General features: G+C 41.5%; 13 protein-coding genes and 1 pseudogene. 1 reads left to right on the top strand and 13 read right to left on the bottom strand.

All coding sequences use genetic code 11. From position 1 onward, the window contains the following. Positions 1-97 precede the first annotated feature (97 nt). The 12 genes and pseudogenes from HUE98_RS17900 to essC form a co-directional block, all read right to left on the bottom strand. Positions 98-547, bottom strand: a pseudogene (locus HUE98_RS17900) (FHA domain-containing protein). A gap of 5 nt (positions 548-552) precedes the next feature. Continuing rightward, positions 553-699 (bottom strand): hypothetical protein, encoded by a 147-nt coding sequence (locus HUE98_RS02825; RefSeq protein ID WP_241422374.1) that lies wholly within the window; start codon positions 697-699, stop codon positions 553-555. 125 nt (positions 700-824) lie between these two features. Beyond that, positions 825-3,518, bottom strand: coding sequence for a DUF5050 domain-containing protein (locus HUE98_RS02820; RefSeq protein ID WP_241422373.1), 2,694 nt, complete (start codon positions 3,516-3,518; stop codon positions 825-827). A 63-nt stretch (positions 3,519-3,581) separates the two neighbouring features. After that, a complete protein-coding gene (locus HUE98_RS02815) occupies positions 3,582-4,502 on the bottom strand; it encodes a zinc ribbon domain-containing protein (protein WP_241422372.1) in 921 nt (306 codons plus the stop codon). Positions 4,503-4,755: 253 nt separating this feature from the next. Beyond that, positions 4,756-5,931: a DUF5050 domain-containing protein gene (locus tag HUE98_RS02810; RefSeq protein ID WP_241422371.1), complete on the bottom strand. Its 1,176-nt coding sequence runs from the start codon at positions 5,929-5,931 to the stop codon at positions 4,756-4,758. Positions 5,932-5,967: 36 nt separating this feature from the next. Next, positions 5,968-6,114, bottom strand: coding sequence for a DUF5050 domain-containing protein (locus tag HUE98_RS02805; protein WP_241422370.1), 147 nt, complete (start codon positions 6,112-6,114; stop codon positions 5,968-5,970). Between the two features lie 79 nt (positions 6,115-6,193). Then, on the bottom strand, positions 6,194-7,048 hold the full coding sequence (locus HUE98_RS02800) for a zinc ribbon domain-containing protein (RefSeq protein WP_241422369.1): 855 nt from the start codon (positions 7,046-7,048) through the stop codon (positions 6,194-6,196). 40 nt (positions 7,049-7,088) lie between these two features. Beyond that, on the bottom strand, positions 7,089-8,672 hold the full coding sequence (locus tag HUE98_RS02795; protein ID WP_241422368.1) for a zinc ribbon domain-containing protein: 1,584 nt from the start codon (positions 8,670-8,672) through the stop codon (positions 7,089-7,091). Positions 8,673-8,982: 310 nt separating this feature from the next. Next, positions 8,983-9,237, bottom strand: a complete 255-nt coding sequence (locus tag HUE98_RS02790; RefSeq protein ID WP_241422367.1) for a ubiquitin-like domain-containing protein — start codon at positions 9,235-9,237, stop codon at positions 8,983-8,985. Further along, positions 9,218-9,739 (bottom strand): hypothetical protein, encoded by a 522-nt coding sequence (locus HUE98_RS02785; protein ID WP_241422366.1) that lies wholly within the window; start codon positions 9,737-9,739, stop codon positions 9,218-9,220. Before HUE98_RS02785 ends, HUE98_RS02790 begins: the two co-directional genes overlap by 20 nt. A 2-nt stretch (positions 9,740-9,741) precedes the next feature. Beyond that, complete coding sequence (locus HUE98_RS02780) at positions 9,742-10,476, bottom strand: LytR/AlgR family response regulator transcription factor (RefSeq protein ID WP_241422365.1); 735 nt, start codon at positions 10,474-10,476, stop codon at positions 9,742-9,744. 86 nt (positions 10,477-10,562) lie between these two features. Beyond that, positions 10,563-15,212 (bottom strand): type VII secretion protein EssC, encoded by a 4,650-nt coding sequence (gene essC / locus HUE98_RS02775; RefSeq protein ID WP_241422364.1) that lies wholly within the window; start codon positions 15,210-15,212, stop codon positions 10,563-10,565. Between the two features lie 421 nt (positions 15,213-15,633). On the opposite strand from essC, the gene HUE98_RS17545 reads away from it, so the two are divergent. Further along, positions 15,634-15,768: a hypothetical protein gene (locus tag HUE98_RS17545; protein WP_277623701.1), complete on the top strand. Its 135-nt coding sequence runs from the start codon at positions 15,634-15,636 to the stop codon at positions 15,766-15,768. Positions 15,769-15,894: 126 nt separating this feature from the next. On the opposite strand, the gene HUE98_RS02770 is transcribed toward HUE98_RS17545, so the two are convergent. Beyond that, the gene (locus HUE98_RS02770) at positions 15,895-18,312 is read right to left on the bottom strand and encodes an FHA domain-containing protein (RefSeq protein ID WP_241422363.1); all 2,418 of its coding nucleotides are present in this window, start codon (positions 18,310-18,312) and stop codon (positions 15,895-15,897) included. Positions 18,313-18,329 lie beyond the last annotated feature (17 nt).

Genomic DNA, 18,329 nt, shown 5'->3' with positions numbered 1-18,329 from the left:
TACATCTAATTCTTACAATAATAGCATTAATTTAATTATTTAATAGCATTATCGTTTATAATAACGATTTAAGCGCTTATAATAACGATTATTATGATTAAGTAAAAAACATACCCCCCTCATTACTGCAGATCTGGATTACGGAGGATGGAGTGATAACTTCCGAACCTGCCACCCGCTTCCCATTTACAAAAGTACCGTTAGTACTATTTTAATCATAAAGAATATATTGTCCCGCTTCATGTTCAATTCGTGCATGATTTCTGGAAACCATGGGGTGGTTCAGTACAAAGTCAATAGAGTGATCCCTGCCTATGCTTATGGTTTCCCGGACAGACAGAACCCGGGTATGATCCTCCTTTCCCTTTTGGGGACGACACTTTTCACCGGTAATGCTTTCCGATATGCTGTAAACTTTCATTTGAATACTGCCCCCCCGGAATATATCACCCGAGGAGAGAAAAACAGGTCCCTCAATCCTACGTTTCTTAACATAAATACCGTTCGTGCTGCCGCAGTCTTCAATCTGTACATTTCCATCGGGCAATATAATCAGTTAAGCATGAACCCGAGAATTCCCCTGCCGGTGACTGGAAACTGGCTTACGTCGGAATCCCGCCCAATACAGACTTGTTCCGACGTAAGCTCCATCTTTTTCCTTTTTTCAGTTCCGCTTATAATTTCCAGCCACCACTGCATTATATTCACCCCTGGTTTGTGGAAGAAGTATTTCTAATAATGGTTATTTCATTTAATGGATACAATTACTTACTCGGAAAATAAGTGAACCGAGAGAATTTATAATTTTAAGACCTTACATATCACTAATCAGCAAAAGCAATTCTTATATCACTTACCAATTCATTTTCTATCCTCAACCAAAGTACAACGAAGTCCTGTTTATAAAGAACTAAAGCAGGCTTTCCAGTTTTTTGATCATAATATACTCCCCCGCCATTTTCACCATGATCCAGGGAACCATATAAAACTTTATAGGTTTCATAACCATTATTAATTATAGGGTTATTATTATCCGGGAATTTCCTAATTACTGATTCCATGGTATCTCCAACTTGTATACCCCGCGGCCCCGGAACCCCTGGGGTATTCACTGATATGGCAATTACTTTAATAGCGTTTTCCAGGTCTGGAGCTACACTTACTTCTCCAAAGTTATAGACCATATCATCAATAAAGTCATAGTACCCATCTTCATCATACCGGGTGGTCGTGATCGGCTCACCTAAAATTTCTTTCACTTCATTCACAGTCATATTTAACCTAATAGCGGCTGCTGTAAAATCATCTCTGTTGAAGGGAAGGGGTACATTTGTTTCTTCCGAAGCCTGGTTGTTTTCAGGCTCCCTGGTAACCGGTTCCTGTTCCTGTTCCTGACCGTTACCCAGGGGAGCAAAAATTTTCTGCCGTTGAGAACCGTCCAGTTTCATTCTATATAGACTGTTATCAAGATTATTTGAATAATACAGCCAGTCTCCAATAATATTTATCGAATCTGATGCATCATTATTCAGTTGGGTACGGGAGCTGCCGTCCGTTTTCATTCTGTATATTGGGCCATAGTAAGGATCACCAATTATGAAATACACCCAGTCTCCAGCAACGTTTATGCTTCTTGACCAATCGTCGTTAAGCCGGGTACGGCCGCTGCCGTCAAGATTAACTTTGTAAACTCTGAATTCGTCTTGAAAGTGACAATAATATGCCCAGCCATCTGCGATAACAGTTTTTCCCCAATCGGAGTTTACAGCGGTATCCCCTGAACCGTCTATTCTTACTTTATACAATGCCCCACAATAAGAAAGCATGTGTTCATAGGTTGTGTAATATACCCAGTCTTCCATAACCATCATGGAACAGGCACTTCTATCATTCAACCTGTTACGTTCTGTTCCATCCGTTTTCATTTTATAGATTCTGGTAGCTTCATAACCATCATAATCACCATATTCAATATAATAAACCCACTCTCCAACAACGTTAATACTCCTGGAATAATCATCATTAAGCCGTGTGAGGCCGCTACCGTCTGTCTTTATTTTGTAAACTTTATAATCATCGTCGACATTTGCGTAATAAACCCAGCTTCCTACGACATTAATATATTTAGAATTATCTTCGTTTAAACGGGTGAGATCGCTGCCGTCGAGATTCATCCTGTAAAGCTTTCCACCGTCACCCTCGTTAGAGAAATACACCCAATTTCCCTGCAGGGCAGCCAATCCGTAATTGCTAATATTACCAGTGGTGTTGCCCCGCACCCATTCTTCTTTCCCCAGTACCATTAATAACTCCAGGTATCTTTCATCCTCCGTCAACTCAAACATTAGTAAATAGAAATAGTCTGTGTAAGAGTCCAGGTATATCGCTTTAACTGCCATCCGCTGGGCATTTGCCTGGTCACCTGTCTCCAGGAAGTAATGAGCCAGATAATTAAGGACAATTAGACTCTCCACGTGCTCAATATCTATTAAGCCTACAAGCTCTTCAGCCCTGTTGTCGTCATCCCTTCGCAGAAAGGACAGGGCAGTCAAAACAATTTCTATATCACTGCTGACAGCATCATGCAGTTCATCATGCAGGGCAGTTACGTCCTCATAACACTGGCTCTTGAAAAGGCCGTAAAATTTAAGCCTCATGCCCACAGCACTCTGTTTTTCCCGGTTTAGAATGCCTTCTGCCTCTATAAGAAGTTCCTCCCAGTTCCCCCCGTAAATCATTTCCAGAACAGCATAAGCATAATAATCTTCCATATCCATATCTAAAGCGGTTTTCACCATTTCCAGGGCCTCTTCAATCCTACCCTGCTTTACATATGCCTCCGCCAGCAGGCTGTAGTTCTGTGAATAACCAGGGTTTTCAAAAATGACCTTCTCCAGAATTTCTACCATTTTATCTATATCCCTAAGGGACTCATAAACCCGGGCCAACCCCCGATAGGCAGACTGTTCTTTTTCATCATCCTCCAGAATTTCCAGGAACACTTCCCGGGCTTCTTCCTGTTTTCCCTGTCTTAAGTATATCCCGGCCAGTTCACTGCGGAGGGGAATGGTGTTTGGAACAATTTCAATACCCTGTTTTAATACCTCTTCGGCGGAATCCATATTCCAAAGCCCCACATGGGCCTTAGCCAAACCAGTATAAGCCTTTTCCACCCTGGGATCTATTTCTATAACTTCGTCATAAGCCAGTATCGCCTGTTCATATTCCTGGTCCAGTAGATACTTCTCCGCCAAAGCCAGCTTATCCTCAATGGCTTTTTTGGTGCCGGTAGTTACCGCAGTCCTGGCGGCCAGGAATACCAGGGGAATTATAATTAGAGCCGCAATAAGTATGAACACCGGCTTTATTTTATTACTTTTGGTTTGGGCCTCAGGCTGAACCGGGCCCTCTTTAGTTGGATCATCCTGACAAGAAATTCCGCAGCCTGCGCAGAACTTATCTCCTGGTTCCAGTTTGCCGCCGCATGAGGGGCAAAATTGGTTGTTTTGTGACGCCATGAATACCTCCGGTATAATTTTATAAGAAGGTCTATACAATAAATATTTAATAGTCTGGTCTTTCTAATAATACTTTTTGTTATAATTCACTTCTATTTCGCCTGCGTTTCCGAAAGAAGACTTTCCATAAATATAGCCTTTCAAAGTATTTTCTTGTAATTGAATGTACCCATTCCTGATATCCACCATCTCATAATTTACGGGTTGCTCTATCCATTCCACTCCTTCTAAATCAAGACTATCACTTAGTTTCCCCGACATTTTAAATTTCCCGGATGGAATAGTAGGATTTCCCTCATGGGGACCAAAGTCGAATATCGAATTAGTTATTCTACCGTTTTCATCTACTTCAATTATTGTAAGTATTACTGCCGTTTTCCCCTGGCTTGCAGTATAAAACCCAACCCAATCACCAGTTAAGTCAATAGTAATTTCTGGTTTAGTATTTTCAGCTCTTTCTATATTGATTAATTCACAGAAGTTATCATTAACACGAAAAGTACAGTTGTATTTACCCGTAATATTAGCTATTTTGCTTTGTCCAAAATAATCTACGGTCATGAAATACAGCTTATCATCTGGTAATTCTTTTATGTCTAAAATTCTAATGTTCTCTACATCAGATTGTGTAATTTCCCAATAAAGATTATTAAATGAATTATTAACATCATAGATATCTAGTTCATGGCCGATGAAAATTTTTTTAATTTCGTTTTGATCTAATTCCCTTAAGGAAGAAGGCATTCTCTCGTCAGAAGCAAGTAGATCTGTGGATGTTAAAACATAGATTGCCAGTGGTATCATAATAACCACCATTAATAGAAACAAGTATACTAGTTTAAATCTTCTAAACGATTGTCCCGAAGTTCTCTCGCTTGTTTCTTCGACTGCTGCCCCTTGTATTGATCCACCACAATGAGGGCAGAATTTGTCTCCTGCTTCTAATTTACTACCGCATGAGGAGCAGAATTTACTTTGTAACATCTTAAACCCTCCGTTTTAAATTTAAGGATTTCCTCTGCCAGCAGGCTGTAGTTCTCCGCAATAACAGGATTTTCCACGATTCCACACTAATGTTATCAGAGTAGCTTAGTTTGTTGTTAGTAAATCCACTCCTTCAAAAATCGTTAGTGTCAGTACAACTCTTAATTCTTCATCAACCCATTTCAAAATATCCATATGCTTATATATTAATCCTGTATTGATTGAAAGAAATAATATAAAAAGGAAATCAACTCTAAGAAGATTGAAAAGTTTGAAAGAGCTGGTTTTGGGTGCCATCCATCCTCATTTTATAAATATCATCAAAACCATCGAAAGATGTAAAGTAATATATCCAACCATCTAACACGCAAATAGAGAAATCAGTTGATGAATCATAATTAAGAATGGTTCGACCACTGCCGTCCGTTTTTATCTTGTAGATTCTCCAACTGTCATCCCAGTTAACATAATATATCCAGTCTTCTACTACGTTAATATAAAACGATTTATCATCATTTAAACAGGTAAGACCGCTGCCGTCCGTTTTCATTTTAAATATTTTAAAATCCTGGTAAGGGTCAACATAATATATCCAATCACCTACCACGTTTATTTCGTGGGCAGAAAGACAAATATCATCGTGAAATCTCATTAGACTGCTTCCATCGGTTTTTATTTTATATATTCCAGGTTCAAACTGGGTACTATAATATATCCAGCCGCCTACTACGTTTAAACACAACGATTCATCATCATTTAACCGGGTACGACTGCTGCCATCGGTTTTTATTTTATAAATTTTATCGCCATCATCACCATTACAGTAATAAATCCAGTCATCCACTACATTGATATAGTATGATGAATCATTATTAAGTCGGGTACGACTACTGCCATCGGTTTTTATTTTATAAATTTTATCGCCATCATCACCATTACAGTAATAAATCCAGTCATCCACTACATTGATATAGTATGATGAATCATTATTAAGTCGGGTACGACTACTACCATCCTTTTTCGATTTATAAAGATGATGACCTTCGAAAAAATATACCCATTCATTATGTTGGGCCACCAAACCAAGGTTAGAAATGTTCCCTACCGTATTTCCTCGCTGCTCCACTTCAATAAGTTTGTTCTCTTCTCTTACTTCACCGGTGGCCTCCTTAGCATCTATCTGAGCTAGATTCTCTGTACTATTTTCTTTGCTGCCTAAGCTTGAAAAATCTACTGCCCTGACAGCAATAAATACCAACGTTATTATTAGAACAGCAATTAATATAAACACCGGTTTTGCTGTAGCTCCTTTAGTAGCTTGAACATTTTGAATTGCTTTTCCTTGATTTGAACTCCCACAGCTTGAACAAAATTTATCCCCTGCCTCCAATTTGTTGCCGCAGGATGAACAGAAATTATTTTGAGACACCCTCATCACTTCCATTTCATAGATATGGCTAGATATTTAAAAAACTGGTTGTAAATCTCCGCCATCTTTCTTTATTTTGTATAACCGGCCGTCAACGCTGTTTTCATAATACAACCATTCCCCTGCTATTTGAATATTCAAAGCATAATGATCACTTATTATTATAAATCCGCTGCCTTTCACTACCGTCAGTCCTCATTTTATAGAGTTCTGCCCACCCGGTTTTAATTGACAATAGATACATTTTACGGTTAGCTGTATGTTATTGAACCAAATTTCCACAACTGGTACAGAATAAAGCCCCTTCTTTTAAAACAGCCCCGCATTTTAAGCACTTCTTTTCATGATCCTGTAATTCTGTATCCGGAGGGGTGCTGGAATCAAGAGGCTCTTTATGAATCACTGCAGCAGGGATATTTTCCTCTTCTGCTCTGTCCACTGGAGAGCCTTCTACCACCTGGCCGCAGCCGGTGCAAAATTTTGCACCGGACTTTAACGCTGCCCCGCATGTATTACAGGCATTAACCTTCGCCGGGGATGACAGCACTTCTCCACAGGATACACAAAATTTAGAACCGGCTTTATTGCTTTTCCCACATTTGGCGCACAGTGAGAAACCGGCGCTTTGAACCGGCGCCGCTTTTTTTGTTTTGCTGAACAGTGCGGATATTGAATCGGTATTGCTGTAAACCGTAAATCCTAAAAGTGCCAGCATAGATAAAGACAGAGCTAAAAAGACCAGGGAATAAATCCAGTAATAATCGTCTAAATAGGGTAATGCCAGGGGCGCATAGGCATGGTACCCAATGACAGCGATGAATAAATATATTATGTATTTTATAATGGTACCGCCCTGGGGAAAGTCTTTGTGAATAAAGCCCAGGCGGAGCTCCAGACGCCTGCCGAAAACTCCCAGCATCCAGATTAAAATTGTTAAAATCAATGCCGTTAACAATTCGCTCAAACTAAACTTCAGGGGAAACTGAATATCATCCAGCATGGGCAGTATGGATATGATATACCAGGAGGCCAGGAGAATGGCCACACCGGTCCCCGTTTGTATAACTAGGGGCATAACTGCACCAATGGTTCCATTTCCCTGTGATTTTACATCCATAATATAATCACTCCTGTCAATAAAATAAATAATAATAAACTTAGTTTGATTCCTGGTAGCTGGCGTAGTAAGTACCCGTTAAACCTGTAAGAAAACTAATGATACCGATAGTTAACAGGGATTTTATCATGGGAAATCCAAAAATATAAAGGGCCTTTCCAGGAACCTGTTCCCCCATCATGCCCAACAGGGAGGCCGCCCTGCTCAAATCCAGGTGGCCCGTTACTTGTGAAACCAGGGCCACCGCCACAAACAACAGCGTGTAACTTATGGAAAAACTTAAGGCATTTTTCCAGGGAGCGCTTTTCTCCGGGGAATATTTTTGAGATTGAAATCCGCCGGCAAAACCTAAAATTATGGGCACCAGCAGTAACAGAAATAAATACCAGTACCAATAGGTATCATAAGGTGTTTGCACTCCTGTAAATAAAGAAGCAGAAATCGCATCGCTTTCCCCCGGCATAATATAACCCATCTGAAATACTGCTCCATTTAGTAAAAGCATTACAAAAGAAATCCCGTTAACAAATAGCAGGATACTAAAAATCAGTCCTGGAACAGCTCCAACAAACTCAAATACAGATTCATTAATTTCTAACGATATAATTGCTCCCAGGATTACTAATCCCGACAGCATAATGAGATATTTAAACATTTGAAAAGCTGCTCCAATACCGCTGCTGAAAACAGAATCATAATATCCGGCGATCCTCGCAAAGTTAAATTTTACTGAAGAGTAAACCGCACCGGCAGTGCTGAACAGGCAGCCCCAAAAAACCCCTAGAAACAGAGTATGGAAAAAAGGAAAACCGCTGGTAACCATGCCCGATGCTTCTGTATACCGTACTACTTCCATCAGTCCAAACAAATCCGCCACCTGGTCCATGGGCAGGTGAATTAGCCTTCCCAATAGTTTACTTAATATAGCTAATGTGATTCCATACAGCAGACCCTGCCCCAGCGCCAGCCTGATCCGGCCTGATAAGTCATTTTTATTCAAGTGCCCAGAATTGATATAGGCAGAAAAAAATAAAGCTAAAAAAGGAATAAACATTAACATTATAAGGCCAATACGGATAGTTAATGAAGCAGAAGCCTCTGATCCAAAAGCGTATATTCCCCCCTGCACATGCAGAGGAGCCCCATGGGCCTGGAAAAAGAGTGCCAGGGGGTTTACCTTGAAAAAGCTGCTGGTGATATAAAACTCCCTTAAAATATTCGCAACAAACTGTTCAAAAGCCAGCCCCACAAACCAGGCCAGAATAAGCCCAAAGGCCAAAGCCCCGACGGCGCCGAAAAAAGAACGCAGCAAAAAGCTTAAATCTTGAATCTCCCACCGGAGGGGTGCCAATCCCTGCCGCTGAACAGTTTTGCCTCGATTAATATTGAGCTTAATTGAACTCGGATCCGGCTTCGCTGATTCAAGAGTTAGTTTTGAAAGATCTTCCCCACAGCCGGGACAATATAAACTTCCCGTGATTAATTTAAAACCGCATGCACCGCAGAAACTCCTTCCCTCAATAGCTGACCTGATGTTTACCGTTTTTTTATAAACCAGTACCCCACATAATAAACAGTAAAGATTTTCAACATTGTTCTCCTGTCCACAATTATTACAAAACATCCTGCAGTGTCACCTCCTTCTAACTGCAATTTCCTGGATTACTTCACCCTGAAACTTTTTACAACTTCACAGAAAATGAGACCTCTGGCTGATCAATCCCCCTTTTCATTATTTTTATGGAATTAATTAAAAAAACCTGTATGCTGTCAGGTGAAGCTGGAATTAACATAGTGCATCCGTTTTCTAACCTCATGATACCGGGTTAAATCAATCATTTCAATAATTTTTGACAACCTGCATGTTTTTTGGAATGAACAGCAGTATTTACCCTGGCCAAAGGTTTCAATAATATAAACCACATGTTATTACATTAAATAAGCAAAAGACTGTGGCCGCTTTTTATCCCGGCATTTCTTAACGTCTCAGCCTCATCAAGCTGCTCCCTGGTATCTAAATTACAGAGCATGGTTTTTCCCAACTTTAACGTAATATTTCCACTCTCCAACTCGGTAATCTCATCAATCATCCTGGATTTGACCTGTCCTACAGTCATGATATTATCCAATTGAAATTCATAGGTTTTCCCGTTACCGGGAGTTATCACATCAACAAAAATTTTCGCCATAATGGTCCTCCTCCAGCCAGTTAAAGCTGCCGTCTGGTTTAATAATTTGTTGTCTGCCATCATCAGAGATAGTGGTTATTTGAACCACTGATAATATGTCATGATTATCCTTTTTTAGCTCTGCAGCATTAGGATATAGCGTAATCTTCCACGTTTCTACAGCTGGTGTGTAGTGAGTAATCAGTAAAAACAAGTGATGCGTACCAACAATCAGGATCGGTTCTGCCATGTCCATACAGTTCACTATCCACAATCGGTTCATAAATAATATTGATTTAACAATAAGTTCAATTACCGGCTCAATGATCAGTTTTCCTGATTCCTTATGAGCCATCTTTTTGGAAACCAGGCTTTCCAAATCATCTTCCGTCCAAATGCTGCCCGCCAGGTATTCCTCCAGAATGTAACGTGCCGGAAAAGCTGGTTTGACCGTCACAAAGCAGCTTAAAAGCAGCTGGACTTCACTTTTTGTAAGTATATAGGAAACCTTAAATTCCTGCACCTTTAGACCCCCTTCCCGTTTAAGAGGACTTTGATGTCATCCCGGTATGTACGGGAAATGGGTATCGTGCACTTGTCTTTTAAAGTTAAGTTCATGGATGTAAAACTCGCCTGCACTATCTGTTTAGTATTAACGACGTAGCCCTTGTGACAGCGTATAAACCAATCGGGGAGCTGTTCCAAAATAGCACTAAAATTTGAATAAAAAAGAATTTCCTGACCCCTGGTTTTTACAGCAATTTTCTTGCCCTTGCCTTCGAAAAAAGATATATCCTCCGTGTCAATAGAAAAATATTCTCCCCCGCACTTGATTGTGAAAACAGGCTGTTTCTCACGGCTGATGATCCGCATATATTCCATATAGATTTCCTTGATAGTTTGGTAAACTTTCAATTCATCCAACGGGATAAACAGAATACCTGCGGGACGAACGGAAGGACGAACACAAAAAGAAATATCTGTTTTATTGTTCACAACAAATATAATAAAGACGTTTTCTTTTTTACGTCGCAACGATTGCGATATATCTAAGTATTCCTGCGTAATCCTGCTAAATGATGCAATAAAGACATTGCACTTCTCCATGTGTTCCTTTGCTCGCTGCAGGAGCGGCAGTAACTCATATACAACCGCAAGGCTCTTAATTGGCAGTTCCCGCCGGACATATGCCTTTTTTAAAATACTCGAAATATTATTATCTTCTTGGTTAAGGGTATCCAATACGACCATATTGAGCATACCACCCCTCCTCTCCACATATACTGGCCTACCAGGTGGCATTGAACATTCTTAGCAGGCTATCACCCGTGATTTTGCGGCACAACCTATACTTCCGGCGTGACCACCTTCTTCGTCACCCCGTCTATTATAGTTTGCCCAATACCGGAGGGCAGTTTTTTGGAGCGTTCCATCACCGGAACATCGAAGTCAAATAACCGCTGATGTTCCACGTCACCACCAAGGTGGATGCCCTCTTTCCAACTAACAAACCCACGCATGAGACGTTTCATACTCAGTTCACCCAGCATATCGCTCTGGGATATACAGGCAAACAGATACACTATATGCTGGTCACCGCGGGAAACCATCTGTTCCATAAAGCCCTTCATATCCCGCTGACTTGAATACACCGCCTCACAAAAGGCCGTTATCTCCCCTATGAACAGGTAGATTTTTTGCTCGCTTTTGAGATACTCATCTACATCCTTGCGGCCGTTTTTAATAAACTCAGCTTTACCCTCGTTGCGACGAGTAAACTCTGGCAGCAATGTCATCTGCATGAAGTCGAACAGTTCATCAGAAGTAACCATATAATTATCCGTGGCGATTTCCCAGGAAAAGCTTTCCAGTTCCCTGGCGGTACCATCAAAAACATAAACCTTACTCCCTTGGGACTTGGCCATAATCATGAAAGCTTTGAGGAGATTAGTTTTACCGCTGCGTCCTGTACCGCTAATCGAGTAACAGTAGGTCTTTGCAAGATCAATACTTTCCAACGATGCTCCAGCCAAATCATATCCCAGCGGCAGATAACGGCTGCCTTGTAAAATCTTTGCAACCTCGGGCAGCAGCAAAAAACTGTTCAATGACATGTCCTCAGGTACTTGCGGGATAACGGGCGCTTTTTTACCCTGCCACGAATTTGTTATAATATCAAATTGTTTTTTTAGTGTCATGTTCAATTCTACGGCGTCACCTGCAGACAGGCACAAAGCCGTCTGAAATTCAAGGGGTTTTGGATAGCAAACTAACCCGCGCCCTGGAATTTTATTTTCAGCCGTAATATCGGTCTTCTCGTTCAGCACTTCTTCATATTCAAACCTGTCCGCAAGCTGCAAACCAATGCCAAATCCAATGTTTTGCCGTATTTTGTTTCTAATGTCATTTATATTTGTACAGGTTATGACAAGATAAATTCCATAACTGGCCGCCTCCCGCGAAAGCATTACCATATTATCCTCCTGCATGGGGCAGTTATCATTAAAGGCTGCGAAGTTGTCAACTGCCAATACAATGGCGGGAACATCGTCATACAGGCGAACATATTCCTTGAAGGAACCGATTCCCTTTTCTGAAAAAACCACTTTGCGTTTGTTTAATTCCTTTATCAACATGGCTATAAGCTTATTTATTTTGTCGGTCTCGTTGTCAAACACCACACCACCCACATGGGGAAGTACACCGAATACACCCATAGTCCTGCTGCCGTAGTCCGCTATGTAAAGGTTAAACCGATTCGGTGAATAAGTGGTCACCAGTGAATATAGTAAGGTTTGAAGAAAAGTGGTTTTGCCTCCTGAACCGGAAATTAATAAATGTCCCTCGGTTAACAGGTCAATAATCAGTGGAATTTGCCTTTGATTAACGGGGTCATCTACAATACCCACAGCAGGTTTAAGCTCCCATGGGGTTTTTTCCCAGGCACCATTGAAAAAAGCTCTTTCTGTGTATTCTTCAATATCCTGTAAACATATTCGAACAGGGAGCGGCGGCAGCCAGATATTATCAATGGGTCTTATGTTCTGTTTTTCCGAAATTTCAGCAATATGCAAAACAGCAGCTTCAAGCTGGGTCTGTTTTTTCGCTTTCTCTTCTTGGGGAGCAGTTTTTTTGCTTCTGACCACTTGAGGTTTTCCCCAAAGGTTAATTATTTTAACATCTCCTTGTTTTTCATCACTGTACTGTGTCTCAGGCTCATAAGGCGCTCCGCTCCAACCCGATTGAAAAGCTTCAAAGATTTCGTCATTTCCTACCTGGAAAAAACCTCGTCCGGCATTTGTGATATATGCTGCATCAGGGCGCTTTATCATCTCGTTGCTATCCTGCTTATCCTGAACCCGCAGACAAAGACGGGACTTAGAGTTACCCCAAATCTCATCATCAACTACCCCGGAGGGTTTTTGTGTTGCCAATATTAAATGTACTCCCAGGCTGCGTCCCACCCGCGAAGCACTCACAAGCTCTCGCACAAACTCCGGTTGTTCCTTTTTTAATTCGGCAAATTCATCGGCAATAATGAGTAAATGCGGCATGGGTATGGTGGCCTTGCCTGAGCGATATATTTCAATATAAGTATCAATATGCTTAATTTTGAATTCGTTGAAAATAGCCTGCCGCCGCTTTATCTCGCTGTTAATTGAAGCAAGGGCACGGTTCGTTTGGTTGCCTCCCAGGTTGGTGATGATGCCTGCCACATGGGGGAGTTTTTCAAAGCTGCCTGCCATTCCGCCCCCCTTATAATCAATTAATATAAAAGAGACCTCGTAAGGATGATAGTTAAGAGCAAGGGAGAGTATGTAAGTTTGCAGAGTTTCACTCTTACCCGAACCCGTTGTTCCTGCAACCAGTCCATGGGGACCGTGATACTTTTCATGAATGTCAAGATATAATGGGGTATCTGCGCCGCGATATCCAATGATGGCCTTCATACTTTCATAGGTTCGATTTTCCAGCCATCGACGCTGGATGTCGATATCTTCCAACCGGGTAGTTTTATACATATCTAAAAAGGTAAGCATCTCAGGAATAGCTCCTGCAGAATGTACCTCTCTAACCCGAACTCCGGACAGACCCCGGGCAAAGCTTGAAAGCATGGTTTCCTCCACATAATCAATGGTAACATCTTCATAACCTGTAAATGAGCTATCAAGGCTGTAGTATCCACTGTATTCATTATCATTTTGTATAATAACCGTACAGTTATTTGGCAGCTGTCCTATCTGCCCGTAAAGAAGAACCGTTGATATACCCATCTGCTCAGTGGGAGCCAACAGATGTTTCATTACTGCTTCATTCTCCACCAGGGAAGGATCTGTAATAAATACCACATAATGAGGAAGCGGGCGAACTGCCTCAGCGGGATTATCCCGCTCATCCAAACGCTGCCGCAGTAAATCTGAAAGGTGATAGAATACCTCCCCCACGCCATTAGAATCACAAGCCATCATGCGGAGGCTGCCATCAAGACTCCAGGTATGCGGCAGCCATTTAGGAAACTCAAAAAGGGCTGTATCCTTCTCGTTAAAAATGAATACCATTTTTACATCGGTATAACAATGATAGGCAGCGATCTGCGCCGCCATAACTTGAACTGTTGATATGCAGGTATTCATACTATCTCCGATTACTCCTACAAGTAAATGTTCTCTAAGGGAAATGCAGACCGGAATTTCCTTTAGTTTTCGGTATTCATTTTTAATATTTAATGGTTCTTCTGCAAGCACATCGTCGATAAGCGAAAAACGCTCTTTTGGTATAGTAACAGCATTTGGGGAAATCATATCTCCCCTGCCCAGCCGAATTGTCAAAAAATCTAAATGGTTTACGTTACGCTCCCAGAGCCTCCGGCTGTTCACCTGCATAAAGCGCAAGCATTCGTGAGTCTCAGGGTATTTCTTATCTAAAATCTCTTTGTTGTAACTATGTTTTTGAGAAAGCAAGCGGCGTATTTTGTCTAAATATTTACGGAATAAAACACATCTTCGTTCTTCACTTTCCCGTTCTATACTCTTATTGTAATTGTAGTTTGTAAGTGCCCAAAAGACACCGATAAAAGCAGCTGTTACGGAGGTAATGATCCCCATGAACATAAAGGGACTTGTCATCGTATGATTGGTCTGCTGCACACTCCACATGGCAAATAAAACACCGGTAGCCATGGGAATAACCATTGTCATCGAAGGACCAATGGTAAATATGAGAGGTTGGCGCCGGCTGAGGTTAGGGTTAGGAGGAGCTTCAATCTCAATAGTCTCATCATCAAGCAGTTCAATTCGGCGGGGAGATTGTTGGTAATACTCGTCTTTGAATGCTGTGCCGGCTTTCAGTTCTAATGACCCGGGTACCTGATACAGGTCAAACCCTTCCATTTTTGCAGGATTCTTAGGCTGGTTAATTGCAATTAAATCTCCCATATAGACAATTTTCAACCCAATAATATAAATGACATCCCCATAACTTAATTTATGGCTTCCCAAAATTCGTCTTCCATTTACAAATGTACTGTTACTGCTTTTCTGGTCAATAACAAAATAATTGCCGTTTGCATCTCTCTCAATTACAGTATGTTTTCTGGAAACCAGGTTACGGTTGTTGTATATGATGGAATTGCCCTCAGCGCTTCCAATTGTAATACGGGAATGATTCAAAATGTATTTATTGAAATCAGAATAACTCTCATAGCTTTCTTCTACAATAATAGAAAATTTTTGGCCGCTTGGGTTATGTTCACAGGCAAGTCTCAACCCTGCTTCCAGGGGACAGGGTGAGAGAATTCCTCCCGTTTTTAAAAATGACACCGACTCATTTTCTAATATGGTCCATGCATTGTTCCAAATCTCCAAAGAAAGCGGAATATCTACTGCGTAACCAGATTTGCTGGATGGGATTTCCATAACGACCTTTCTGTTATTAAGGCCCGGTAAAAACACTTCAAAAAAGCTGTTTTTGAAATGAACTGACATCACAAAGCTCATAAACGCTCCCCTTTAACTTAAATATAATTGCTCCAGGATGTTCTGTTTCCATTTTCCTCGCTGCAGTAATAATTCCAATCCCCCCTGTAACTATTGAACCGGATTTCTATAATTGGTACAAAATACAGCTTCTTGTTTTAAAATTACGGCGCCAATAGTACCGTTTTCTTGTTGTTTTATTTCCATAAAATAATCATTCCTGTCAGAAAACTTATAAACCCAATAGTACAGGGATCTTAACTATTTCAAATGATTGTGTTGAAAAACAGCGTTACTTTACAATTATAATCATAGCATTTTATTAAACATTTAATATCAAAAATGTACAAAATCACGATTATAGTGCCTAATATTACGATTTGTGTGTTTATTTAAGCATTTTTTGAAGAAATTATCTTATTTTAATGAATAAGGTGAATGTATGAATAAAACGATTCATAAAAGAATAATAGCTGCTATTGCCGAGGATCAGATTCCCATCCCAAAGCTACCTCAAACCTACCTGGAAACATTCTCTCTGTCATATCAGGAAAAACCCTATCCCCGGACAGAGTAATACAGGCTACCCTGAACCTCAATTCAAACATCTTTAAAAAAAACGCAGCCATTCAATGAAAAAATTTGAATGGCTGCGTAAACCTTATACGTCTCATGGCCCAACCGGCCCTGCCAGCCACTTAACTTAATCAACCACTTGATCTTTCCGCCACAGCGCCAACGTAGAAATCACGTAGAGTACAATTACGAAGGCCATCAGGACGAACCAGTGGCTGCTCATATCCCCGGTTAACGCTTCTACAGGGGTGTCCAGAGCAACCCTGCTGTTCACTTCAACTACAGCACCTCCGATTAATTCATACCCCCATTTACTGATGGCCAGGTAAAAAATATACTTGATAAACTCCGGGGAAATATCTTCAATGGGCACTAATGTCCCTGATAAAATCAGCTGGGGGATCAGCAGCAGAGGAGCAGCGCTGGTAGCTTTATTGCTGTCTGAAGAAATGGCAGATACCGATAGGCCCATCAATACGCTGGCCAGTGCAATGAGAAAAAAAGCAGCAAAATTTCCCCAATAATTGGGTAAATTTAATCCGTATGAAATAATGGTCACAAAGATTACCGTTTGAAAAAAAATCACAATAGACATCACCGTTATTTTTGAAAGCAGATAAGGGGCAATCTGCAAGTTGATCAGCCGTTCCCTCATATATATGTGCATCTCTTTTACGATTTCCCGGACTGTGTTGGACATCCCCAACCAGATTCCAGATAATATCATGGAAAGGATAATATTAATCATAAAGGAGCGCCGCCGGGTTTCCCCCTGGTTTGATTCCATCACTTCCTCCATCTGGCCGGACAAAACCACATCCTCCGTTACCTGCAGCTCTTCCGTTTCATAATCGCTGTAATTAAATATTGGTTTGCTGTGGGAAAAAACCATGACAATAAGAGCTGCGATAAGCAGGGGTTGAAGAAATAAAAGCAGTGTATTTTTTCGATCAGAAACCATAATATGTGCGTACCGCCTGGTTAAGGTCCACCACTGCCTCAGGGAGGAGGTCTTGACTTTCCTGCCAATGGGTTCTTCCATTCTTTTTTTCCCCGGGAGAGAAGGAGAGGAATGGGTCAACTTGCTCCTCACATGTCCATGGGACAGCGGTGATTCCATATACGCCTTCTTCCACCCCTGCGGCGGCTCTTCGGTAGATATTTTTTTATAAATTTCTGCAAAATCCCGGGCTCCAAAATAGGAAAGAGCCTCCTCGGGGGTACCATAGAAGGCCAGCTGCCCGTTTTCAGCCAGTAGAATTACCATATCACACATGTCTATATTACATGTAGCATGGGTTACCAAAATAATGGTCCGTCCCTGGTCGGTAAGTTCCCGTAAAAGCTCCATCATTACCTTTTCCAAGCCTGGATCCAGTCCGGAGGTGGGTTCATCCAAGAAAAATAAACTGGGCTTGGTCAGCAGTTCCACCCCTATACTCACTCTTTTCCGCTGGCCCCCGCTGAGGTTTTTCACCAGAACCTCCCGGTGCTGACCTAAATCCAAAGAGGTCATGACTTCTTCCACCCTTTGCTCTATTTCCTCTCTGGAGGTATCGTCCGGCATTCGAAGCCTTGCGGAGTATGTCAGTACATCTTTCACGGTTAAGCTCTCATGCACAATATCCTGCTGGGGGACATATCCGATCATACTGCGAAAAGAATCGTATTCTTTATAAAAATCCCGGCCGTTCACCAGGATTTCCCCTGAAGTGGCAGGCCTCATGCCGGTCAGGGTCCCCATCAGGGTAGACTTGCCGGAACCGCTGCCCCCTAATATGGCCACAAACTTTTGAGGTTCAATAACCAGGTTTATGTCAGTCAATAAATTTTTCTTTTCTTTGGATGGAAGAGTCACAGTCTTATTTATTTTGACTGCTTCAATTTTAATCCGGCCGGAGGTTTCGTCATATTCAATAAAAGCCTGTCCATCGAAAACATACCGGTAGCTGCAGATCTGAATTACAGAACCTGGGATAACAACCTCCGAACCCTCTACCCGCTTCCCGTTAACAAATGTGCCGTTGGTACTGTTTAAGTCGTAAAGAATATATTTCCCTGCTTCCTTTTCAATGCGGGCATGCTTTCTGGACACCATGGGATGGTTCAGCACAAAGTCATTGGAGGGATCCCTTCCTATACTTATGTTTTCCCGGGCAGACAAAATCCGGGTATGATCCTCCGTTCCCCTTTGGGGATGAGCCTTTTTACCAGGAATGCTTCCCGTTATCCGGTAAACTTTGATTTGAATACTGCCCACCCGGAATACATCCCCCGAAGAGAGGACAACAGGTCCCTCAATCCTACTGTCTTTAACATAAGTACCGTTGGTGCTGCCGCAGTCTTCAATCTGAACATTTCCATCAGGCAGTATAGTCAGTTTAGCATGAATCCGGGATATCCCCCTGCCGATGACTGAAAACTGGCTTACGTCGGATTCCCGTCCTATACAGACTGCTTCTGAGGTAAGCTCCATCTTTTTCCCTTTTTCAGTTCCGTTTATAATTTCTACCCACCACTGCATAGAAACACCTCTGATAATCATATATACTTAAAAAATCT

Origin of the sequence: Candidatus Contubernalis alkalaceticus, from assembly GCF_022558445.1 — a bacterium.
Classification (GTDB): Bacteria; Bacillota; Dethiobacteria; order SKNC01; family SKNC01; genus Contubernalis; species Contubernalis alkaliaceticus.
Note: the sequence above shows the minus strand (reverse complement) of the source record. Positions and strands in the feature narration are given on the sequence as shown.

Coding starts and splice junctions, on each gene's coding strand:
- HUE98_RS02795 (WP_241422368.1), bottom strand. CDS start 8,672: ATGTTTTGTAATAATTGTGGACAGGAGAACAATGTTGAAAATCTTTAC.
- HUE98_RS02790 (WP_241422367.1), bottom strand. CDS start 9,237: ATGGCGAAAATTTTTGTTGATGTGATAACTCCCGGTAACGGGAAAACC.
- essC (WP_241422364.1), bottom strand. CDS start 15,212: ATGAGCTTTGTGATGTCAGTTCATTTCAAAAACAGCTTTTTTGAAGTG.
- HUE98_RS17545 (WP_277623701.1), top strand. CDS start 15,634: ATGAATAAAACGATTCATAAAAGAATAATAGCTGCTATTGCCGAGGAT.
- HUE98_RS02820 (WP_241422373.1), bottom strand. CDS start 3,518: ATGGCGTCACAAAACAACCAATTTTGCCCCTCATGCGGCGGCAAACTG.
- HUE98_RS02780 (WP_241422365.1), bottom strand. CDS start 10,476: ATGCTCAATATGGTCGTATTGGATACCCTTAACCAAGAAGATAATAAT.
- HUE98_RS02770 (WP_241422363.1), bottom strand. CDS start 18,312: ATGATTATCAGAGGTGTTTCTATGCAGTGGTGGGTAGAAATTATAAAC.
- HUE98_RS02800 (WP_241422369.1), bottom strand. CDS start 7,048: ATGGATGTAAAATCACAGGGAAATGGAACCATTGGTGCAGTTATGCCC.
- HUE98_RS02825 (WP_241422374.1), bottom strand. CDS start 699: ATGCAGTGGTGGCTGGAAATTATAAGCGGAACTGAAAAAAGGAAAAAG.
- HUE98_RS02815 (WP_241422372.1), bottom strand. CDS start 4,502: ATGTTACAAAGTAAATTCTGCTCCTCATGCGGTAGTAAATTAGAAGCA.